The following is a 22,407-nucleotide window of genomic DNA, read 5'->3' on the forward strand; positions in this document are numbered from 1 at the left end:
AAAGGTTAGTTTAACCATTAATTAATCACAACCGCTACACAATTGCCCACAAAAAATAAAAATATTTATTCATCTGAGGAGGAATTTTTTATGAAAAAAGTTGTATTATTTGGTGATAGCATCACCGCAGGATATTTAGATAATCAAAATACGGATATTGTTGAAAAATTAGCAGCCAAACATCTAGGCGACATGGGTTTTCCCGGCTATGTATTTGAAAATTACGGGGTCAATGGAGATACATCAGTTGATGGTGTTATTCGTTTGGCTGAAGTAAAAAAAGTTGCTGAATCTGCTGACTTCGTCATGGTATTTTTCGGAGACAATGATTTGACGAAACAAAAAGTAGCAGTGGCTGATTATCAGGCCAATTTGGAAAAAATGGTGGCTGAGCTTGGTGCCGCTAAAAAAGTCTTGTTGGTCGGCCCGAGCTATGTTAAAACTGTATCGGAAGCTGTGTTGGCACAATATGTAGCGGCAGCCAAAACCGTTGGTGAAAAAGCTTTGTCCTTCATTGATCTGAATCACTATATGGCGGCTTATCCCGGACGTGATCAGTTTTTAGAGGAGGATGGTCTTCATTTTTCTGAAGAGGGCTATGACTTTTTCACCGCGTTAGTGGCACGGGACATCAAAGAATATTTACTAGCACAGCAAGCAAATTAAAGGGGCAGGATATGGCAAATCATTATTTTTCAGAAAATCCAGAGACAGCGCATCAGTTTGAAAGTTGGCGCTTTGCACTTCTCGGCCATGAGTTTCAATTTACAACCGACAGCGGCGTTTTTTCCCGCAATACTGTCGATTACGGTTCCCGGGTTTTGCTGGAGGCCTTTGACTGGCAGGAGTTACCTGATGGGACTTTGTTGGATGTCGGCTGTGGCTATGGACCAATTGGTTTAGCATTGGCCAAAGCCAGTGGGAAAACCGTTGAAATGGTGGATATCAATCAGCGGGCTGTTGAGCTGGCTGAAAAAAATGCAGCGGCCAACCAGCTGAACAATGTGGATATCCACACTTCTAATACTTATGAAACGCTGCACCAAACTAACTATGCAGCAATTATCAGTAATCCACCAATTCGTGCTGGAAAAAAAGTAGTTCATGAAATCCTTAGCGAGGCTAAGCCATTATTAAAAACTGGCGGCACGCTGACAATCGTGATTCAAAAAAAGCAAGGCGCACCCAGCGCTGAGAAAAAAATGGCAGAAGTCTTCGGTAACGTAGAAATTGTCACCAAAGATAAAGGCTATTACATTTTGAAAAGTTATAAAGAATAGTGTGGTAAACTCCCTCAAAAGTTGTCTGACTTTTGAGGGAGTTTTACTTTTCAGTTGAATATGCGTTAAAATTTTTTCAGCACATACACATATATAAAACTAAGCGCAGAATCAAAGGCAAATACATCAAGTAATCTCAATTTTTTTAGCGATTCGTCATGAAAACTAGAAAACTGACTCTAGTATTTTTTTTAAAATTTGATAAACTGAAAGCGGATAAAAGACAATCAATTTTATTTTCAGCAGAATCAGAATTTTCTGAATTGCAAATTGACTGCTTTAGGTACAGGCTTAGCCGAATAAAAATCTTATTCGGTTAACCAGTGAGTTTGTGATTGCAGCCAAAGTTGCAATCAGTTTAATAAATTGGTTTGATTAGGGGAAAGTTGCTTTTGCAGTTGGAATGGTTTTAAAATTTATCACACCTAATCAAAAGGAAACAGGGGGAGTTGGCAATGAAACTGACGATTAAAGAAATCGCCGAGATGGCGGGGGTTTCGATTACTACAGTTTCACAAATTTTAAATAATAAAGGGGCCCGCTTTAGTCCGGAAACCCGTAAAAAGGTACTGGATATTGTTGAAAAGTATCAATATAAGCCAGATTATTTTGCCTCCAATTTGATTAAGCGCCATTCAAAAACAATTGGCATGATTGTGCCAGATGTCACAGATTTCTTTTTCTCAAAAGTTATTGAAGGGGTCGAAAGTTACTTAAATCCGCTGGGCTATATGATTTTGCTCTGCAATAGCAAGAACAGTAAAGCTCGGGAAGAAAAATACATTGAGGAGCTAGTTCATCGTTCTGTGGATGGGATTTTACTGGCGACACCCAATGTTTTGCCTGAAGGAAAGGCTTTAGACAGCGGCTTTTTTGCGAAGACACCACTGGTTTTGATTGACCGGGGGATTAATGAGCGCAAGGGCGGCCGCTTGATTGTGAAAGAGTACGAGGGGGCTTATCGGGCTATCAGCAAGCTAATCGAGTATGGTCATCGGCATATTGGCATGTTGAAGGAAGAAGAGGGCTATTATCAGCTGATTGAACGGCAGACAGCCTATCAGCATGCTTTGAAGGACCACGAGATTCCCTTTAGGAAAAATTATTTGTCAAACGGCAGTCTATCAATCGAAGGCGGCTATCAAGCGGCTAAGAATTTATTAGCTGAAAATCCTGAATTGACCGCTATTTTCTGCGGCAATGACGAAATGGCGATTGGCTGTTACCAAGCAATTCATGAGATTGGTAAAAAGATTCCGGAAGATTTTTCGGTGATTGGATTTGATGGATTAGAAATTTCTAATTATTTAGTGCCTTCTCTCACGACAATTTTGCAGCCAAGCTTTGATATCGGCTTTTATGGGGCAAAATTCTTGGTTGATAAAATAGATTTTCCTCATAGTCGGGTACCAAATAAGATTTTTGACACGGAGTTTATCATTCGGGAAAGCATAAAACCATTGACAGCGGTTCCAAAAGAGACTACTATCTGAGTGAAAACAATTCTTTTCAGTTTTCTTTTTGGGACTTTAGTAAAATGTTTTACTAAAGTGGTTTACCTTTTAGATTTTTTGTGTATAATATTTTTGAAGTTAGGGGGCAGAGTTTTATGCGAATGGTAGATTTGATTGAAAAGAAACGAAACGGCCACGAATTAAGCAAAGCTGAAATTCTTTTCATTATCGAAAACTACACGAATGGTACAATTCCCGATTATCAAATGAGCGCTTTTTTAATGGCGGTTTATTATCAGGATATGACGGATGAGGAAATTACCGAAATGACCTTGGCGATGGCAAATTCTGGTGATGTAATCGATCTTTCCAAATTGCACGGGATTAAAGTGGATAAACATTCAACAGGTGGGGTGGGAGACACAACTACCTTAATTTTGGCGCCTTTAGTTGCCAGTGTGGGAGCCACGGTGGCTAAAATGTCCGGCCGCGGTTTAGGTTATACTGGAGGTACCCTAGATAAATTAGAAGCGATTCCTGGTTTTAAAGTTGAAATCAGCGATGAAGATTTTGTCCGGATTGTCAATGAAAGTCATGTGGCAGTCATCGGCCAGTCCGGTGATTTAGCGCCGGCCGATAAAAAACTTTACGCTTTGCGGGATGTGACGGCCACGGTTGATTCGATTCCTTTAATCGCCAGTTCGATTATGAGTAAAAAAATTGCCGCCGGCGCAGATGCCATTGTATTAGACGTGACGACCGGTGATGGGGCCTTCATGAAAAATATTGATGATGCCAAACGACTTGCTCATACCATGGTGCGGATTGGAAAATTAGCTGGCCGCAATACCATGGCGGTCATTTCAGATATGTCTCAGCCATTAGGAGAAGCGATTGGCAATAGTTTAGAAGTTGTCGAAGCTATTAATACCTTGAAGGGTCATGGCCCAGCAGATTTAGTTGAAATGTGTTATGCCTTGGGTAGCCAAATGGTTGTCTTGGCTGAAAAAGCGGATACGCTGGAAGCTGCTCGGGAAATGCTGGAGGAAGCGTTGAACAGTGGCAAGGCTTTTGAAAAATTCAAAGAGATGGTTCAAAATCAAGGCGGCGATGTCAGCGTGATTGAACAACCGGAAAAATTATTGACAGCACAGTATCAAATTGAATTGCCCGCTTTGAAAGACGGTTATGTCAACCGTTTAGTGGCCAATGAAATCGGCATTGCTGCAATGATGTTGGGAGCTGGCCGCAAGACGAAGGAAGACGAGATTGATCACAGCGTAGGCTTAATGCTCCATAAAAAAGTCGGCGATCAGGTCAAAGCCGGCGAATCTTTGATGACGATTTACAGCAACACAGAAGATATTGCGGATGTCAAAGAATTATTGTATCAAAACGTGACGATTGGCGGACCAACTGAAGAACCGCCGTTACTGCACGGCATTATCACAGATTAGGAGTGGACAACATGGAATTGAATCGTTTAATCGATCACACAATTTTAAAAGCAGATGCCACTGAGGCGGATGTTTTACGAATTATTGAAGAAGCCAAGGAGTATTCTTTTTACTCAGTATGTATCAACCCAACTTGGGTAGCTCTAGCAAAAGAAAAATTACAAGGAGCACCTGTTGCTGTTTGTACCGTTATTGGATTTCCTTTAGGGGCTAATACTTCTGAGGTGAAGGCCTACGAAACAACCAACGCCATTCAAAATGGGGCGGATGAAGTCGATATGGTGATTAATATCGGTGCTTTAAAATCAGAACACTTCAACAAGGTTCAAAAGGATATTGAAGCTGTCGTTGAAGCGGCCAAAGACCGAGCTTTAGTCAAGGTGATCATTGAAACGGCCCTTTTAGAAAAGGACGAAATTATTAAAGCCTGCGAATTAGCCAAAGCAGCTGGCGCTGATTTTGTGAAAACGTCGACTGGCTTTTCAACTGGCGGAGCCAAAGTCGAAGATGTTCGTTTGATGAGAGAAACAGTTGGCCCAGATATGGGAGTCAAAGCTTCTGGGGGTATTCACAATGAAGCCGAAGCTTTAGCAATGGTGGAAGCTGGCGCGACTCGGATTGGAACCAGTGCCGGCGTTGCTATTATGGCCGGACAAACTGGTGTGGGGTATTAAGATGACCACAGCAAAACAAGAATGGCTAGATGTTGCTTTAGCAGCCTTGGATCATGCCTATGTTCCTTATTCCCATTTTCCAGTAGGTGCTTGTCTTGTAACAACGGAAGATGAAATCTACCAAGGAATTAATATCGAAAATGCCTCATTTGGTTTAAGCAACTGTGCGGAACGAACAGCTTTTTTCAAAGCTGTTTCAGAAGGCAAGCGGGAGTTTAAACATCTGGTGGTTGCCGGGCATACACCGGAAGCAATTTCTCCTTGCGGTGCCTGCCGGCAAGTGATGGCGGAATTTTGTTCACCGGATATGCCGGTGACACTCTTAGGGGATAATGATAGTATAAAAGAGACAACAGTGGGGCAACTGCTGCCTTATGCTTTTACGGATAAGGATTTATAATTCAGTATTCAATCAGTCTTTGACTGTTGAAAATAAAAAAACTTATTTAGGGGGCTTTACAGTAATGAAGAAAGCGAAATTATTTGGTCTTGGCGCAGCAACTTTGGCATTAACGTTGACGCTAGCAGCTTGTGGCGGAGGAAACAACTCAAGTGGCACAACTGACTCATCAGGCGGTACTGCATCAAGTGGTGGTACAACTGATGCAGAACACAGTGCAGTTGTTATCACGGATATCGGTGGAGTTGATGACAAATCCTTTAACCAATCTGCTTGGGAAGGTTTGACTGCTTGGGGCGAAGAACACGGCTTATCAGAAGGTACTGGCGGTTACGCTTATATTCAATCAAATGACGCATCTGAATACACAACAAACGTTGACTCGGCTGTTTCGCAAGGATTTAAAATAATTTTCGGGATTGGCTATCTATTAGAAGATGCCGTCAGTACGGGAGCTGCAGCAAATCCTGATACAAACTTTGTTATTGTCGATAGTATCATCGACGACATGGACAATGTCGCTTCAGCAACCTTTAGAGATAATGAAGCAGCTTACTTAGCAGGTTATGGAGCTGCTTACACTACTTTAACTAACCAAGTTGGTTTTATCGGTGGTGAAGAAGGTGTCGTAATTGACCGATTCCAAGCTGGTTTTGAAGAAGGCGTTGCGGCTGCTGCTGAAGAATTAGGCAAAGATATTGAAGTAAAAGTTGAATATGCTGCTTCATTTGGTGATCCTGCCAAAGGTAAAGCTATCGCTGCTTCTATGTACAACAGTGGCGTAGATGTAATTTATCATGCTTCAGGTGGTACTGGTGCTGGGGTCTTTGAAGAAGCAATTGCTTTGAACGAAGCCGGCGAAGGCGATAAAGTTTGGGTTATCGGTGTTGACCGTGACCAAGAAGCAGATGGTGACTATACTGATGCTGATGGTAATGCTGCGAACTTAACATTGACTTCAACACTTAAAGGTGTAGGAGCTGCCGTGGAAGATTTGGCTAACCGTGCGTTAGACGATGATTTCCCTGGAGGCGAACACTTATACTATGGTTTAGCAGATGGTGGTGTTGATATCACTGAAGGCAACCTTTCTGATGAAGCTATGACAGCAATCAATACTGCTAAACAAGCAATCATTGATGGAGATGTAACTGTCTCTGAAACACCTGCAGAATAATTTTTACTGATATAAAAAGAGGTTGAAGTTTCTATTTTTTGAAATAAAGGCTTAACGAATAATGTAGTTGCTGCTGCGGTTCATAAACAATCCGCAGCAGTAGCTTATCATTATACTAACCGCTGATACATTTTGGCAGAGCCTTCAATTTTTAAGGGGATGGAAGAGACAACCTCCCTTACCAAAAAAGATTTACTTAGCTAAATCTTTTTTGGTAAGGGTAAATTCCTTAGCAGGTCATTTTGCAATTATTGATTTTTTATCAAGACCTAAAATTACTGTTTGTTTCTCGGGAAAAAAATTGTTAGGAAGTGAAAAAATTGCCTCAAGAAAACTATGTGATTGAAATGCGCCACATCACAAAGGCTTTTGGCGAGTTCAAAGCCAATGACAACATCAATCTTCAGGTGAAAAAAGGCGAAATTCATGCTTTGCTAGGGGAAAATGGTGCGGGTAAGTCAACGCTGATGAATATTCTATCCGGCTTGTTGGAACCAACTTCTGGCGATATTCTTTTGAATGGCCAAAAGGTTGTCATTAATGGTCCGACCGCAGCCAATCGTCTGGGTATCGGGATGGTCCATCAGCACTTTATGCTGGTTGACGCTTTTACTGTTGCAGAAAATATTATTCTCGGCAGTGAGCCTACCAAAGTGGGGATTTTAAACCAAAAATCTGCCATCGGTGAGATTGAAAAAGTATCAGAACACTATAATTTAGCGGTTGATCCGAAAGCCTACGTTAGAGATATTTCGGTAGGTATGCAACAACGGGTTGAAATTTTAAAAACCCTATATCGGGGTGCGGATATTTTAATCTTTGACGAACCGACCGCTGTGTTGACGCCCCAAGAAATTGATGAATTAATTGAAATCATGCATGGCTTGATTAAAGAAGGTAAATCGATTATTTTAATCACCCATAAGCTGGATGAAATCAAAAAAGTAGCAGACCGCTGTACCGTTATCCGCCGTGGTAAAAGTATTGAGACTGTGAATGTCAAGGATGTTTCTTCTCAACAATTAGCGGATATGATGGTGGGTCGGAGCGTTTCCTTTAAGACAGAAAAGCAACCAGCTAAACCAAAAGAAGTTGTCTTAGCGGTTGAGGGGCTGACAGTTAAGGAAAATCGTGGGTTAGAAGCAGTTAAAAATCTCAGTCTTGAGGTAAGAGCTGGTGAAGTGCTGGGCATTGCCGGAATTGATGGCAATGGCCAATCAGAATTGGTGCAAGCCATTACCGGTTTACGAAAAGTCGAGAGTGGCACGGTGACCATCAAAGGGGAAAACATGACCAATTTTAAACCCCGCAAAGTCACAGAAGAAGGTGTCGGTCATGTACCGGAAGACCGTCACAAATACGGATTAGTTTTAGAGATGACACTGGCCGAAAATATGGCGTTGCAAACGTATTACCAAGAACCAAATAGTAAAAACGGTATTTTGAATTATGGCAATTTAAATGAGCATGCCAGAGAATTAATTGAAGAATATGACGTACGGACTGTTAACGAAATTGTTCCAGCTAAAGCATTGTCTGGGGGAAATCAGCAAAAGGCAATCATTGCTCGGGAAATGGATCGTGATCCGGACCTCTTGATTGTCGCTCAACCAACTCGTGGTTTAGATGTTGGGGCGATTGAGTATATTCATAAACGCTTGATTGAACAGAGAAATAAAGACAAAGCGGTATTATTAGTTAGTTTTGAATTAGATGAAATTTTAAATGTCTCAGATCGGATTGCGGTAATTCATGCCGGTCAAATTGTCGGAATTGTCAACGCCTCAGAAACTTCAGAAAATGAATTAGGCTTGATGATGGCGGGATATTCTTTAGAAGAAGCACGCCAAGAATTAGCAAAAGTGGAAGTAGGTGGCTCAGGTGAATGATCGTGCTGAAAAAATCAGAAATATACTGGTGCCGATTTTATCTGTTATCTTAGGTTTTATTCTAGGCGCCATTATCATGGCAATCTTTGGCTATGATCCAATCGCCGGCTATCAGACGATGTTTTCGACAGCCTTTTTAGATCAGAGCACAGGTGCTTTAAATCCAAAAAGTATCGGCGAAATTTTTGTTTCCGCCGGTCCATTGATTTTCACCGCTCTTGGATTTGCAGTAGCTAGTTCTGCCGGTTTCTTCAATATCGGGCTTTCTGGTCAAGCACTATGCGGCTGGGTAGCGAGTATGTGGGTTGCGCTAGCCTTTGGTGATTTGCCACGGTTAGTGATTTTACCACTAGCAGTAATTGTTGGAGCTCTAGCAGGGGCAGCAGCAGCTGCAATTCCAGGTCTTTTACGGGCCTTCTTTGGAACCAGTGAAGTTATCGTGACGATTATGCTGAACTATGTTTTCTTGTATACAGGAAATTATTTAGCCAATAGTGTTATGGGCGAAAATTTGATGAGTAATAAAGGTGTGACACAGACTTTAACAAAGATTGGTTCCAACGGTTCTTTGAGAGCCAGCTGGTTATCAGAATTGACCAACGGTTCCCGCTTGAATTTAGGGATTATCTTGGCCTTTATCTTCTTGATTGTTGTCTGGTTCTTAATGAAGAAAACAACTCTAGGTTATGAGATTCGTTCTGTTGGGTTGAATCCTTTTGCCTCTGAATATGCTGGGATGAGCAGCAAACGAACAATCGTTGTATCAATGGTGATTTCCGGTGCGCTAGCCGGTTTAGGTGGTGTCGTTCTTGGTTTAGGTACCTACGAATACTTCTTCACCCAAAGTGCTTCATTGAGTATTGGTTTTGATGGGATGGCTGTTTCCCTCTTAGGCGGCGGTAGCTCAATCGGAATTTTATTATCAGCAATTTTATTCAGTATCTTAAAACTAGGTGGACAAGGCATGCAATTTGCTGGCATTCCAACTGAATTAGTCGATGTCGTGATTGCTTCAATTATCTTCTTTATTGCCATCAGCTACTTGATTCGCTTCTTATTGGCGAAGACTAGCCGCAATAAAAAAGAAGTCGAAATTGTTACAGAGATTGAAAGTAAACCTGATGACGAAAGTCAAGAAGGAGGGACCCTCTAATGGATATTTCAACGATTGCTTCAATTTTTACCCAAACTTTGATTTATGCCACGCCGCTAATTTTGACGGCCTTGGGCGGGACCTTCTCTGAGCGTAGCGGGATTGTTAATGTCGGTCTTGAAGGTATTATGGTAATGGGGGCTTTTAGTGCCACTGTCTTTAATATCGAATTTGCTTCGTCCTTTGGTGCGTGGACACCGTGGCTAGCGATGCTCTTCGGCGGTTTTATCGGAATGATTTTCTCACTGCTTCATGCAGTGGCGACAATTAATCTGCGGGCTGACCATATTATTAGCGGTACCGTGGTTAACCTGATGGCACCTGCGCTAGCTGTATTCTTGGTGAAAGTTTTATATGGCAAAGGTCAAACAGATAGTATCAGCCAACGTTTTGGTTACTTTACTTTCCCTGTTTTAAGTGATATTCCGGTGATTGGCGATATTTTCTTCCGTTCGACTTCGCTACCGGCATATTTTGCGATTATTGTGGCAATCATTGCTTGGTTTGTCATTTTTAAAACAAAATTTGGTTTGCGATTGCGGTCTGTTGGTGAAAATCCGCAGGCAGCCGACACTTTAGGGATTAATGTGTACGCAATGCGTTATTCAGGCGTGTTAATCTCTGGCTTCCTCGGCGGTATGGGTGGGGCAATTTTTGCTCAATCAATTGCCGGTCGCTTCGCTGCAACAACGATTTCCGGTCAAGGTTTCATCTCGATGGCTGCTATGATTTTCGGAAAATGGAATCCTCTAGGTGCAATGGGGGCTGCGATTTTCTTCGGCTTTGCCCAAAACATCAGTATCGCTGGTTCCAATTTACCAATTATTTCATCGATTCCGGCAGTCTATCTGCAGGCGGCACCATATGTCTTGACGATTTTAGTTCTCGTCTTATTCTTAGGCAAGGCGTCTGGACCTAAAGCCGGTGGTAAAAACTATATTAAATCTAAATAATTGTTTATGATATAAGGGTGGGACTAAGGGACATGTTTCTTAGTTACGCCCTTTTATTTGGCTAAAGGGACCAATATTTAAAAAGTGAAAGGAAGAAAACAAATGTTTAAACGTGTACATTTAGTAGTCATGGATTCTGTAGGTATCGGTGAAGCGCCAGATGCTGATAAATTCGGCGATGTCGGCTCAGATACTTTAGGCCATATCGCAGAAGTTGCCGGTCTAACCATTCCCAATATGGAACAGCTAGGCCTAGGCACGATTCGTCCTTTAAAAGGCGTGGCGGATGTAAAAAATCATCAAGGCTATGCAACAAAATTAGAAGAAGTTTCAGTCGGCAAAGATACCATGACTGGTCACTGGGAAATTATGGGCTTAAATATCAAAACACCTTTCAGGGTTTTCCCAAATGGCTTTCCTGATGAATTGCTAAAACAAATTGAAGATTTTTCCGGCCGTAAAGTGGTCTGTAATAAACCATATAGTGGAACAGCGGTAATTAATGATTACGGTGAACACCAAATGAAAACCGGCGATTTAATCGTTTATACATCAGCTGATCCAGTGCTGCAAATTGCCGCCCACGAAGATATTATTCCTTTAGACGAATTGTATCGCATCTGCCAATACGTCAGAGACATTACGAAGGACGATCCTTACATGATTGGTCGAATTATTGCTCGGCCTTATGTTGGCGAACCCGGTAATTTCACGAGAACTGCTAATCGCCATGATTATGCGCTTGATCCTTTTGGTCATACTGTTTTGGATTCTTTAAAAGAAGCCGGCAAAGATGTTATCGCAGTTGGGAAAATCAACGATATTTTCAATGGTCAAGGGATTACAGAATCTGTTCGCACGAAAAGTAATATGGACGGTGTCGATCAATTATTGAAGGTGATGGCTCAAGATTTCACTGGGCTAAGCTTCACCAACTTAGTTGACTTCGATGCATTGTTTGGCCATCGGCGGGATGTTGTTGGCTATGGACAAGCCATTGATGATTTTGATGCGCGCCTACCGGAAATCATTGCCGCAATGAAAGAAGACGACTTGCTGATGATTACGGCTGACCACGGCAACGATCCCACTTTCCCGGGAACTGATCATACACGGGAGTATGTGCCTCTTTTAGTATTCAGCAAACAATTCAAGGGTCAAGGAGCTTTACCACAAGGCCATTATGCCGATATTTCTGCAACGATTGCCGAAAACTTCGCTGTACCAGCAACTGAAAATGGTCAAAGCTTTTTAGCTGATTTAAAATAAAAATATATGGCTATGATATAGTTTTTCCAGAGATATTATCCGCATCGAAGTGTCTTTGTCTCGGTGATGTAATCAGTCGCGGGGACAAAGCGCAAGGATTACCACTATTCAGTAAATGCTAATTATTAATGAAAAACATTTTTAGTTTTTTTTGATTGCGAATTCGCTAACTATAACTCTGGTCAAAACTATCTCACAACCATGTTTGATTGAAATAAAAATGGGAGGGTATTCATGGAAAACTTACAAAAAAAATTGCAGGAAACAGCGGCGTTTATTCGTCATTTAGGTGTTGGCGAGGTGGACTTCGGCCTAATTCTAGGTTCAGGGTTAGGTGAACTGGCTGAGGAGATTAAAGATGCTATCGTAATTCCCTATGAGGAAATTCCCCACTTTCCAATCTCAACGGTGGTTGGTCATGCTGGCCAATTGGTGTATGGCAAATTGTCTGGCAAGTTCGTTTTAGCCATGCAGGGACGTTTTCATTATTATGAAGGCCATTCAATGCAGACTGTCACCTATCCAGTGAGAGTTATGAAAGAATTAGGGGCCCATTCGATGGTGGTCACCAATGCTTGTGGTGGCGTCAATCAAAACTTTGCGCCCGGGGATTTAATGCTAATCACCGACCATATTAATTACATGGGTAACAATCCACTAATCGGACCAAACGATGAAAACTTAGGCCCTCGCTTCCCTGACATGAGTCAAGCCTACAATCATGAATACCGCATGAAAGCTAAAGAAGTGGCGGAAGCCCGCAGTTTGCACATTAAAGAAGGCGTTTATGTCGGCTTTTCTGGTCCGACTTATGAAACACCAGCAGAAATCCGGTTTGTTCGCACAATTGGCGGTGATGCAGTCGGCATGTCAACAGTCCCTGAGGTCATCGTGGCAGTTCATGCTGGGTTAAAAGTGCTGGGGATTTCTTGCATCACCAATTTGGCCGCAGGAATGCAGGCAAACTTGAACCATGCCGAAGTAGTGGAAACGACCGAGCGAGTAAAAGAAGAATTTAAAGCATTAGTCAAAGAAACTTTAGCTGTCTTATAAAATTTAAGGAGAATCAAGCGAATGAGCGTTCATATTGAAGCCAAAGCAGGCGAAATTGCTGATAAAATTTTACTGCCCGGTGATCCATTACGGGCCAAATATATTGCTGAAACCTTTTTAACTGAGCCGGTTTTATACAATAATGTGCGGGGCATGTTAGGCTATACCGGAACCTACAAAGGCGAGCGGGTTTCTGTCCAAGGAACCGGCATGGGTATGCCATCTGCAACAATTTATGCCCATGAATTGATTAATTCATATGGAGTTAAACGACTTATTCGCGTCGGTACTTGCGGTGGATTGCAAAAAGATGTCCATGTGAGGGATTTGATTTTAGCGCAAGCTGCCGCCACTAGCTCCTCCATGATTGAAAAAAATTTCCAAATGTTCCATTTTCCACCGATTGCTGATTTCAATTTATTGATGAAGGCCTATGAAGTTGCAAAAGCAAAAGGCTTTAACATTCATGTCGGCAATGTGCTTTCAGAAGACACCTTCTACAAAGATGATATGGCAGAAACGATGCAACTCGCTGAGTTAGGTGTTTTAGGTGTTGAAATGGAAGCGGCCGCCTTGTATTACCTTGGAGCAAAATTCAATGTAGAAACATTAGGTATCATGACCGTTTCAGATCACATCATCACCGGCGAAGAAACCACAGCCGAAGAACGGCAGATGACCTTCAATGAAATGATTGAGGTCGGTTTAGAAGTAGCGATTAGTTAAATATGGATATAGACAGTTGAAATGCTTTTCAACTGTCTATTTTTTCGTTATCATTAAATGGAAATGGAGGAATGCAAAGATGAATAATTTTCGTTTTGATGTAGCAACCGATGTCCGTTTTGGCAAAGATCGTTTAGACGAGCTGCCAGAAGTTTTAAGTCAATTTGGTCAAAATGTTTTACTAGTATATGGTGGTGGCAGTATTAAGAAAAATGGTCTTTACGACAAGCTGCAAACTGTCTTAAAAGAATTTACCGTCACAGAATTGGCTGGAGTCGAGCCTAATCCCCGTGTGGAAACTGTCGCTAAAGGCGCAAAATTATGTCAAGAACATGATATTGATGTCATTTTAGCAGTCGGCGGTGGCTCAACGATTGACTGCGCCAAGGTTATTTCAGGGGCTGCTCTTTCTGATTTGGAAACGTGGGACTTTGTTAAAGCCCGCAATTATAAAGGGCCAACCATTCCACTGGTAGATATTTTGACTCTGGCAGCAACTGGTAGTGAAATGAATCGTGGGGCGGTCATTTCCAATATGGCTACCAATGAAAAATTAGGGGTTCACGGCTGGAATTTTTTGCCAAAAGCTTCCTTTTTGGATCCGAGCTTGACGTTTTCAGTCTCTAAATATCAAACGGCGGCAGGTTCTGCAGATATTATGAGCCACTTGATTGAAAATTATTTTAGTGAAACTACTGGTGCTGATGTGCAAGATTTTACTGCTGAAGGTTTGATGCGGGCTGTAATTAAGAATTGCCCGATTGCCTTAGATACTCCTGATGATTACGATGCCAGAGCAAATCTAATGTGGGCCAGCACTTGGGCTTTAAATGGTTTGACTGGTGGCGGCAAAGGCGGCAGCTGGTCTTGTCATCCAATGGAGCACGAGTTAAGTGCCTATTATGATATTACCCATGGCGTTGGCCTAGCTATTTTGACGCCTCGCTGGATGAAGTTTGCCTTAAACGCAGATACTGAAGCGAAATTTGCACAATTCGCTCGTAATGTCTGGGATGTGCAGGAAAGTGTTGACCACCTAGCAGCACTTGAAGGCATTCAAAAATTATATGATTACTTTGTCGCTTGCGAGATTCCGATGACTTTACCTGAGGTTGGCATTAATGAAGAAAAATTTTCCGAGATGGCCCAAGGAGCTGTGGCCCACAGTAGCATTGAAAAAAATGCATACGTGCCACTAACAGCGGCTGATGTACAAGCGATTTACGAAGACTGTCTAACACCATCTAACTATTTGTAAAAATTTAAAAGCCCGTGGAAATCTCTCAAGGATTTCCACGGGCTTTTTGTGCAGTTTATTAAAAAAATAAGAGCTTGTATAATTAGGTTAAGCAAAATTTTCCACAGCAAACCATCGTAGCTGTTCACAAAACTCCATCCAAACTTCATGAAGAATAAAATCTCAAAAAAAGTAGCAAAGATAATTGCAATTATGATGCAATCAAAAAACTTTAAAAGAGTAGTAATAGGTCACTACAAATAATTCCTATCATGTTTTTTTGCTAAAAAGGCGAAAGTTTTAATAGATGGCTCGCCTTTTTTAATGTAGAGAACTTCCAGTAACAAAGTTAATCATAGTTTGAAATTTGATTGCCGGTGTAAAAATTCAGAAACAGCAGCAGGCAGGTGTTTTATGACTCCCAGTTTTCGATAGATGAAACTTAGGAGGGAAAGCAAGGGGATAAAAGAATAGATAATTTTTTCAGTATGAAAATAAATGTTTTCAATACTATTGAAATAGTATTTTATTTCAAAAGTTATAAAATACTTCTTATAACTATGTATTATAGGAAATATAATAAAATATTCCATTTCTAATTCCGTTAATTTAATTCTAAATGTAATTAAATTTATTATCAATCTTATTTCGTATAAATTATTGTGATTTTTGAAGAATTTTTTTCGATTTATTGAAAGTATGATGATTTTTTTGTCAATTGATTAAATTACCTTTTTTTTCGATTTTTATTGAACATTGTTGCGTAAAATTTGTTATTATGTATAGGATTTTGTTGATATCATGATGAAATTAAATGACAAGAATAGCTTTAAGCCGTCAAGAGAATCGTCAAGAAAGAAAGGGAAATTATTATGGTAAAGCGTGGAGAAAATATTTACAAAAGAAAAGATGGCCGGTGGGAAGGGCGCTATATTAAGGGTCGTACTGCTGAGAATAAAATCGTATACGGTTATGTCTACGGAAAAAAATATGATGAGGTCAAGGACAGTTTGTTGATGTTGAAGGTCAACGCATTTACCAAGAAGAAAACACCTTTTCACAAAAGAACATATGGAGACTGGTTTTCGAATGAATTTTATCCGTTATTAAAAAAACGCATAAAAAATTCAACCGATTCCAGTTATACACGAATTGCACAGGTCCATATCCTACCAGTGCTAGGCCATATTTCTTTTGTGGAGTTGGATGAATTTGTCTTGCAAAATTTTGTGAATGGTTTGTCTGATAAAGGTCTGAGCGGCAGTAGTATCCAATTAATTTTTAGTCTGGTTAAGCAATCCTTGAAGGAAGCTGTTAAACGGGATTATCTACACCAAGAAATTGCTAATAAAGTCGTTTTGCCTAAACAAGAAAAACGCAATATTTCGGCGTTAAGTTTAGCCCAACAACAGGAACTGGAGCAGTTGGCCAGAAATAGTCGTCATGGCTTACCGATTATGATTTCTTTGTATACTGGCCTCAGAATTGGCGAAATCAGTGGCTTGAAATGGGAAGATATCAATTTTAACGAGCAGATGATTAAAGTGGATAAAACTGTGATAAGGATAAAAAATGATGCCGCTGAAAAATTAAAAACTAAGCTGATTATCGATTCGCCAAAAACTACATATTCAAGACGTCTAGTTCCACTAGCGGATACTTTGAAGGAATACTTGCTGCCGTATCGAAAACTAGATCATGAGATGGTCGTGTCAACAGTCAATGGGATTGCAGAGCCGCGAATTATCGGCCTGCGCTTTAAAAATCTGATTGCTGAAACGGATTTTTCAGATATTCATTTTCATGTATTGCGACATACATTTGCGACTAGATGCTTGGAGCAAGGGATGGACATTGCTAGCTTGAGCAAAATTTTGGGGCATCAGTCAATCAAATTAACTTTAGATACTTATAGTGATTCTTTGATGGAGCAACGAATCAAGGAGATGCAGAAAATCAATTTCATTTTTAAGGAAAGAAATTGAAGAGACACAAATTTTTTAGTTTTTGAAATAGATTTTGTTTCCATGGACTTATTTTTATTACTGGAATTGATGTGGTTTTTTAGTAGAAAAAAATCTCAATAGTTTATATGGAGTTCTGGGTATTTCAGCCGTGGCGCTTGCCACGGCTTTTTTTGTGCTGCAAAAAAGGCCTGAAATATTGCCAGTTTAAACCGTCATTTCAGCCGTCTATGTTTTCTTAAACTTCTTGTTGGAGTTGGTATGACGAATACTTCCTATAATACATAGTTATAAGAAGAAAAGGCTTGATTTATAAAGGTTTTTCGCAGTTTTTTGAATAAAAAGTATCTCGGCAATTTAATTTTAGAAACCGATTGTAAATCGACCCAGGAAGTTACTTAACGGAGGGAATCCAATGAAACAAATTCTTTTACTAACCAAAAATATTTTTATCGACATTGCTTGGCAAAATAAAATTCAGCAACTCGGCTATGAAGTCTTTTGCTCAAATCAGCTGCTAGAAAGTTTTCTTTTAAAACAAGAAGCGTCTGTTTTTGATTTTTTTAAGACAGTCATTTTCAGCGAAAGTATTTCCAACGAGGAGGTAGCTAGTGTTCTTGAATTTGCGACTTCTGATCGCTTGAGTTTTTATCGAATCGATGAGCAGCAGATTGCTGAAGAGACTATTGAAGGGCCCACTGACCATGGGGCGGTAAAAATTCTCAATTCACAAATGAGCTTAAATGAATTACGGGAGGCCTTAGCGGACACGAAAGCAATTAAAATTTTTGCAACCGTTTATCCGCAACGGAGTGAAGAACCCCAAGAAGAGATTTCGATTCATTCAGTGACAGCTTTGATTTCGGCGATGTCCAAAAAGGAACGGGAGCTTTTTGATATTTTATATGAGCATAATGGGGAATTTGTTACCAGAATCGAACTCAGCAAATTACTGTGGACACAGGGGGTATCTAATTCTTCTTTGACTCAATTATCGCAAATTGTCGGCCGCTTGAAAAAGAAAATGCATAAATTGGGCTTAAATGAGGGCCTAATCGAAACCCATTGGAATAAGGGATATGCCTTTAAAAATCAATTTTGCGAGAGCATTTCCAATTATGCCGCCACGAAATCCATTTAAGGAAAATGCTTAGACAGCTATCGTGGGGTCAGTCAAAGAAAGGCTGTTCAATTTGGGTAAATGATTTTTTTCAATCTGCTTTTAGACATGCAGGTCATGTTTAAAAATAAAATTTCTCTATTGGTGATAGAGATAATTTACAGGTTAAGCGGAAAGGGGGCGTTGTTGGTTACTAAGCAGCTGCAATTCTATCTAGTGGGCTGCTAATTTCTTGGGGAGTGTGATGCTTTCACGGAAACAAAAAAAGATAGGAGGGAAGAGTGAATGAAATGAAAAATAGAAAAAAACATTGGTTACTCTTAATCAATTTTATTGCAGTATTTTCGTTGATTGCGGTAACTATTGTTCAGCTTTCTTCCGGAGCAATGGAAATTTTTGCGGCACCAAAGGAGTTGAGCTTATCTACAGAGGAAGACTTAACCCAGTTAAAGGCTGGAGATGAGTTCGTCGTAACGATTTCCGATAGTCGCGATGAAAGCGACATCGCAACAACTGAAAATACAGAAGTACCCTTTGTCGACAAATCAGGGGATATCACAGCTGCTGAAAATGCAGCGAATGCAGCCTCAGTTAGTCGACAATGGCGCATGACTTTGCCAGAAGGAATCACCTTTGACGAAACGGCTGAAAAAGCTACGTTGACAGCCGCTACTGCTTCAGGTATCACACCGGTCATTCATTTTGACCAAGAGACCCGCATTTTGGATATCACAGTTAACGCTTCGATAACCAAGCTGGCCTTAAGTTTGACCGCTGAAACTGCTGGAGAATACGAAATAAGCGTCGCCGATAAAAACATTATGCTGACGGATTCGGAAAAGCTGGCGGTGGTTGTGGGTGAAGCGGAGGAATTCGAGGAGATTAAACCCAAAGGAACTGTAACTAATTTAGCAGTTCAACCTTTAATAACCGACCCACAAGCTATTCAAGTTGTGACAACTTGGGATGAATTTGTTGAGGCATTAGGGGATACCAGCATTAACCAGATTACATTGGGCAACGATATAACATTATCTGGGACATTAACAGATAATTACGGGGTATTTAGTAACAGTTCCGTAGATTTATCGACTGGTTATGGTTATCTATTTGTGTCTAAAGCAGCAATCTCAAGAAATCTTATCATCGATGGCGGAAAGTACACATTTGATTTTGGTAATCTAGCCATTAGTTTTACTGACGCATCTGTTAACACTTCCAGCTATTGGAATATTACGATGCAAAATATTAACGTCAAATCAGCCAATCCTTATGCACCATTCTACTATCCAGTCTTAACTGGTGCGGGAAACGGTGGAATTTCTACGAGTTCTTATCTGACTAGATCGAGTTAGAACTATGGTGATGGCTATTACCATGTTAAGGATGTTAAAAATTGGCAAGAATTTTATCTAGCTTTTGCTAATCGCAGTGTTTCAGTTGTGAATTTAGTGACTGATATAGTTTTGCCAAGGGGCACTGTCACTTACAGTAATTTGATATTACCCAATGTGACTAACCAAGCAACAGCTGTTTTTGCAGACGGAACCAGAGCGAATAATCCGGGCACTCCTACTTGGTCATATGTAACATTAACAGGTTCAGCTAGAGAAATGATTGTAGAAGGAAATGGGTATACCCTTGACCTCGGAGCGGTAACTTTATGTTTCCGTAATGCAACGACAAATAACGGTAATGGGAATTTTAGCTCCCATTGGTATCAAACTTTCCGGAATATCACGTTTTATCATGGTAATTATTGGGGCGCTATCATTTTAAACGACCTCGATGATACTTTTGAGAAACAGTGTTGGCAACGCTTTGAAAACTTTACTCACTACGGTGCTCAGCTAATTCAAGCGGTTGCTTCGCAATCAATTTTTGCCGGCAATGTCAAAATTGAACAGCGGGCTAGTTATACAGCATTAGGTAAAGACGGTTTGCCGATTCGAACTGACGGTGAAGGGACTAATGGAAATAGTTGGCATGTTGATTATTCTAATAATCAAACTTTAGCCGTATGGGAATCAAGATTTGAAGATAATGCAAATGTAACGTTGTCTTCTTTAGGCGGACCTGTCCTACAAATGAATTCTGGTAATGTAACGATTGGTGAAAATGTAACTTTAACTGCAACTCGAGAGGGAAGTGGGACTTCTGGAGACGGCTACAATTCGGTCCTCGATATGCGGGGAGGTAATTTGACGATTGGAGCCAATTCAACCGTTAATTTATTAAGTACCTCTACTGCAATTTACCGAGGCGTAATCTACATGAGTAATTCCTCGTCATCAATTGATGTCGCAGAGGGAGCCACAGTTAATGTAAAACGTGAAGGTGGTCCTAACTCCTTAAATGATGCGAATAATAATTTAATCTACATGAGTGCTGGCTCCATTAATGTTAGAGGCTCATTGAATGTTATTGGGACAGGCATGGGCTCTACGACTACTCATATGATTTATTCAGATGGTAGCGTCAGCTTCATCATTGGAAAAAATGGTAGCTTGGATATTCAAAGTGATAGCACCTCTATCGGACAATATCTCATTCGTTTTGGCGGTAGTTCTTCCACCTTCCAATTTTCGGATGCAAAACGAGTAAATCTGCAAAGAGTTAATACGATAAATTCCGGTTCAGCCACAAATAATGGCTTGATTTATTATTCTGGAACGTTGAATGTTTCTGTCCAAAATGTCTATCAATGGACATTAGGTAACAGAAATATTGGTGCTGATGGTGATATTGACGGTGGCTCTACTTACCAATACGAGCCGATGTCAAACATGAATATTCGTTTTAGCAGCTATACCTCAAGTATTACATCGGCAAACTCGATGTACACGACCACTTTGCAAAATTTTTATAATAATTTTTCGACAAGAGGACAGCAAAGGATTCTGTTTACACAGATTCCTAATCCGGAAGTTGCTATCCACAATTCGCCAAATGATAATCCAGCGCAAACGGATTCTCATACGATTAGCGGATACGCAAGGCCGGGAACTTATCTGCGGGTCTGGGAGGAAGCGTTAAATGGTACAAATTCTGCTAAAACAGTAGACCAAGCCAATAATGTTTTAACACCAGTCCAAGATACCAATATGGATCCAGAAACTCGTGCGAATTATACGTATCAAGTTCCGGCAGATTCTGATGGTAATTGGACAATTGACTTGGAAGATTTAGGAATTAGTGAGACCTTCACTGCAGAAAATAAAATTCATGTGTATGGCTTTTATAATCTTAAGTCAGAAGAAGTCGAGAAGGATGTATTGGATAAGACGGCGCCACAAGGTACAGGGCTAACCTATTACAGCTATGTTGGAGAGACTTTACCACACGCTAGTGATTTTGTGGACACCACTTCGGTTACAGATACGAATCCATTGCCACAAACTTTTACTTATGCTTATGCAGACCGACCTTCGGCTGAGAATGCTTTACAGGCTGGTACCGATGATTCTGGAATTGAAGTTCCAATCTATGTATATGATAACGCGTTAAACGAAGGAACGATTGCGGCTATTTTGGTGGTCTATCCAGAATCTGCAGGAATGACGGTTAGTTCTCCTTTGGATATAGAATATTCTACAGTTCGGGGCTTGGCTGATACTGCTTTAGCAGATTATATTTTACAAAATGTCACACTAGAGGCCTATAAAATTTCTGATGGTGTCAAGGAAACATGGACAAACTATACAGATTTTGATGTGACGGATTTAGGTAATTTGACAGATCGTGGGAACTTAGCGATGAACACGCCATACCCTGTGACGATTATGCCTAAAGCTGCAACTGGGTTGACTGGAGTAAGCGATGTGACGACGGTTTATATCATCAATATGAACTCCACACTCACCATTTTATTCGCCGATGAGTCAGGTCAAGTGTTAGATAATTACACCTTAACGGCTAGTGAAGATCCGACAAGTGATATTGTCACAGATATTTTTGTTGGCGATTATCTTGATTTGACTTCGGATACGTTTGCTAAAGTTCAGGCGCAAAAAGCTGCGTTACTTGCGGCAGGCTATGCCTCAGTGACACTGCCAAACGGAACGGATGAGGGGAATTTTTACATTGGAGATGTGGATCAAGAGATTACCTATACGGCTCAGGGTCAACTAATTATTAAATCGGTACCGACTTCCTTTGCCTTCGGTGATTTGGCTTTCAATGCGCAACCACAGCGGCTCGATACACCGGTGATTTCCGGCGATGATTTAATTGTCACGGATACCCGGGCAAATAAGACGGCTGGTTGGAGTCTGTCGGCAGAAGTGACTACGGATTTAACCAACAATGTGACGAATGCGGTAATGAAACGAGCTTTAATTTATCGGGATACTGATGGCACTGAGCATACTTTAGATATTGATACGGGCGCTCAAATTATCACCAGTAACAGCAGCGGTGGCACGCTGAACCTTTCAGATGGCTGGCGTACATCAGGAACTACTCCGCAAACAGCACCCGGTTTGAAACTGATGGCTGATCCGGTTTATATGCAGGCAGGCAGTGACGGCTCTAAACTTGGTAGTTACAAGGGGGTTATCACTTGGACGATTACAACAGGCACACCATAGAAGGGCGGGAGC

The 22,407-nt window shown here is 40.8% G+C and carries 17 protein-coding genes and 1 pseudogene; all 18 read left to right on the forward strand.

Features of this window, described 5'->3' with window-relative positions:
- Nucleotides 1-90 precede the first annotated feature (90 nt).
- Complete coding sequence (locus tag ACYSNU_RS00560; RefSeq protein WP_461735310.1) at nucleotides 91-666, forward strand: SGNH/GDSL hydrolase family protein; 576 nt, start codon at nucleotides 91-93, stop codon at nucleotides 664-666.
- An 11-nt stretch (nucleotides 667-677) separates the two neighbouring features.
- On the forward strand, nucleotides 678-1,280 hold the full coding sequence (locus tag ACYSNU_RS00565; RefSeq protein WP_461735311.1) for a class I SAM-dependent methyltransferase: 603 nt from the start codon (nucleotides 678-680) through the stop codon (nucleotides 1,278-1,280).
- Nucleotides 1,281-1,735: 455 nt separating this feature from the next.
- Nucleotides 1,736-2,773 carry a LacI family DNA-binding transcriptional regulator gene (locus tag ACYSNU_RS00570; protein WP_461735312.1) on the forward strand — a complete coding sequence of 346 codons (1,038 nt, stop codon included), beginning with the start codon at nucleotides 1,736-1,738 and terminating at the stop codon, nucleotides 2,771-2,773.
- A gap of 116 nt (nucleotides 2,774-2,889) precedes the next feature.
- Nucleotides 2,890-4,191 carry a pyrimidine-nucleoside phosphorylase gene (locus ACYSNU_RS00575; RefSeq protein ID WP_461735313.1) on the forward strand — a complete coding sequence of 434 codons (1,302 nt, stop codon included), beginning with the start codon at nucleotides 2,890-2,892 and terminating at the stop codon, nucleotides 4,189-4,191.
- 11 nt (nucleotides 4,192-4,202) lie between these two features.
- On the forward strand, nucleotides 4,203-4,865 hold the full coding sequence (deoC, locus tag ACYSNU_RS00580; RefSeq protein WP_461735314.1) for a deoxyribose-phosphate aldolase: 663 nt from the start codon (nucleotides 4,203-4,205) through the stop codon (nucleotides 4,863-4,865).
- Nucleotide 4,866: 1 nt separating this feature from the next.
- Nucleotides 4,867-5,265, forward strand: a complete 399-nt coding sequence (locus ACYSNU_RS00585) for a cytidine deaminase (protein WP_461735315.1) — start codon at nucleotides 4,867-4,869, stop codon at nucleotides 5,263-5,265.
- Between the two features lie 64 nt (nucleotides 5,266-5,329).
- A complete protein-coding gene (locus ACYSNU_RS00590; RefSeq protein ID WP_461735316.1) occupies nucleotides 5,330-6,442 on the forward strand; it encodes a BMP family lipoprotein in 1,113 nt (370 codons plus the stop codon).
- 320 nt (nucleotides 6,443-6,762) lie between these two features.
- Nucleotides 6,763-8,331: an ABC transporter ATP-binding protein gene (locus ACYSNU_RS00595; protein ID WP_461735317.1), complete on the forward strand. Its 1,569-nt coding sequence runs from the start codon at nucleotides 6,763-6,765 to the stop codon at nucleotides 8,329-8,331.
- On the forward strand, nucleotides 8,324-9,484 hold the full coding sequence (locus ACYSNU_RS00600) for an ABC transporter permease (RefSeq protein WP_461735318.1): 1,161 nt from the start codon (nucleotides 8,324-8,326) through the stop codon (nucleotides 9,482-9,484). Before ACYSNU_RS00595 ends, ACYSNU_RS00600 begins: the two co-directional genes overlap by 8 nt.
- On the forward strand, nucleotides 9,484-10,437 hold the full coding sequence (locus ACYSNU_RS00605) for an ABC transporter permease (RefSeq protein WP_461735319.1): 954 nt from the start codon (nucleotides 9,484-9,486) through the stop codon (nucleotides 10,435-10,437). The genes ACYSNU_RS00600 and ACYSNU_RS00605 overlap by 1 nt, the downstream gene beginning before the upstream one ends.
- A gap of 102 nt (nucleotides 10,438-10,539) precedes the next feature.
- On the forward strand, nucleotides 10,540-11,706 hold the full coding sequence (gene deoB, locus ACYSNU_RS00610) for a phosphopentomutase (protein ID WP_461735320.1): 1,167 nt from the start codon (nucleotides 10,540-10,542) through the stop codon (nucleotides 11,704-11,706).
- A 234-nt stretch (nucleotides 11,707-11,940) separates the two neighbouring features.
- Entirely contained in the window at nucleotides 11,941-12,759 is an 819-nt protein-coding gene (locus tag ACYSNU_RS00615) for a purine-nucleoside phosphorylase (RefSeq protein WP_461735321.1), read from the forward strand.
- A gap of 21 nt (nucleotides 12,760-12,780) precedes the next feature.
- Nucleotides 12,781-13,485, forward strand: a complete 705-nt coding sequence (gene deoD, locus ACYSNU_RS00620) for a purine-nucleoside phosphorylase (protein ID WP_461735322.1) — start codon at nucleotides 12,781-12,783, stop codon at nucleotides 13,483-13,485.
- Nucleotides 13,486-13,564: 79 nt separating this feature from the next.
- Nucleotides 13,565-14,743 (forward strand): iron-containing alcohol dehydrogenase, encoded by a 1,179-nt coding sequence (locus tag ACYSNU_RS00625; protein ID WP_461735323.1) that lies wholly within the window; start codon nucleotides 13,565-13,567, stop codon nucleotides 14,741-14,743.
- A gap of 851 nt (nucleotides 14,744-15,594) precedes the next feature.
- Nucleotides 15,595-16,707: a tyrosine-type recombinase/integrase gene (locus ACYSNU_RS00630; protein WP_461735324.1), complete on the forward strand. Its 1,113-nt coding sequence runs from the start codon at nucleotides 15,595-15,597 to the stop codon at nucleotides 16,705-16,707.
- A 394-nt stretch (nucleotides 16,708-17,101) separates the two neighbouring features.
- On the forward strand, nucleotides 17,102-17,827 hold the full coding sequence (locus ACYSNU_RS00635) for a winged helix-turn-helix domain-containing protein (RefSeq protein WP_461735325.1): 726 nt from the start codon (nucleotides 17,102-17,104) through the stop codon (nucleotides 17,825-17,827).
- A 269-nt stretch (nucleotides 17,828-18,096) separates the two neighbouring features.
- Entirely contained in the window at nucleotides 18,097-19,161 is a 1,065-nt protein-coding gene (locus ACYSNU_RS00640; protein ID WP_461735326.1) for a pectate lyase-like adhesive domain-containing protein, read from the forward strand.
- Nucleotides 19,162-19,200: 39 nt separating this feature from the next.
- Nucleotides 19,201-22,395, forward strand: a pseudogene (locus tag ACYSNU_RS00645) (pectate lyase-like adhesive domain-containing protein); the annotation flags it as partial.
- Between the last annotated feature and the right edge of the window lie 12 nt (nucleotides 22,396-22,407).

The organism is Enterococcus sp. LJL120, assembly GCF_054871765.1.

Coding starts and splice junctions, on each gene's coding strand:
- ACYSNU_RS00560 (WP_461735310.1), top strand. CDS start 91: ATGAAAAAAGTTGTATTATTTGGTGATAGCATCACCGCAGGATATTTA.
- ACYSNU_RS00565 (WP_461735311.1), top strand. CDS start 678: ATGGCAAATCATTATTTTTCAGAAAATCCAGAGACAGCGCATCAGTTT.
- ACYSNU_RS00570 (WP_461735312.1), top strand. CDS start 1,736: ATGAAACTGACGATTAAAGAAATCGCCGAGATGGCGGGGGTTTCGATT.
- ACYSNU_RS00575 (WP_461735313.1), top strand. CDS start 2,890: ATGCGAATGGTAGATTTGATTGAAAAGAAACGAAACGGCCACGAATTA.
- deoC (WP_461735314.1), top strand. CDS start 4,203: ATGGAATTGAATCGTTTAATCGATCACACAATTTTAAAAGCAGATGCC.
- ACYSNU_RS00585 (WP_461735315.1), top strand. CDS start 4,867: ATGACCACAGCAAAACAAGAATGGCTAGATGTTGCTTTAGCAGCCTTG.
- ACYSNU_RS00590 (WP_461735316.1), top strand. CDS start 5,330: ATGAAGAAAGCGAAATTATTTGGTCTTGGCGCAGCAACTTTGGCATTA.
- ACYSNU_RS00605 (WP_461735319.1), top strand. CDS start 9,484: ATGGATATTTCAACGATTGCTTCAATTTTTACCCAAACTTTGATTTAT.
- deoB (WP_461735320.1), top strand. CDS start 10,540: ATGTTTAAACGTGTACATTTAGTAGTCATGGATTCTGTAGGTATCGGT.
- ACYSNU_RS00615 (WP_461735321.1), top strand. CDS start 11,941: ATGGAAAACTTACAAAAAAAATTGCAGGAAACAGCGGCGTTTATTCGT.
- deoD (WP_461735322.1), top strand. CDS start 12,781: ATGAGCGTTCATATTGAAGCCAAAGCAGGCGAAATTGCTGATAAAATT.
- ACYSNU_RS00625 (WP_461735323.1), top strand. CDS start 13,565: ATGAATAATTTTCGTTTTGATGTAGCAACCGATGTCCGTTTTGGCAAA.
- ACYSNU_RS00630 (WP_461735324.1), top strand. CDS start 15,595: ATGGTAAAGCGTGGAGAAAATATTTACAAAAGAAAAGATGGCCGGTGG.
- ACYSNU_RS00635 (WP_461735325.1), top strand. CDS start 17,102: ATGAAACAAATTCTTTTACTAACCAAAAATATTTTTATCGACATTGCT.
- ACYSNU_RS00640 (WP_461735326.1), top strand. CDS start 18,097: ATGAAAAATAGAAAAAAACATTGGTTACTCTTAATCAATTTTATTGCA.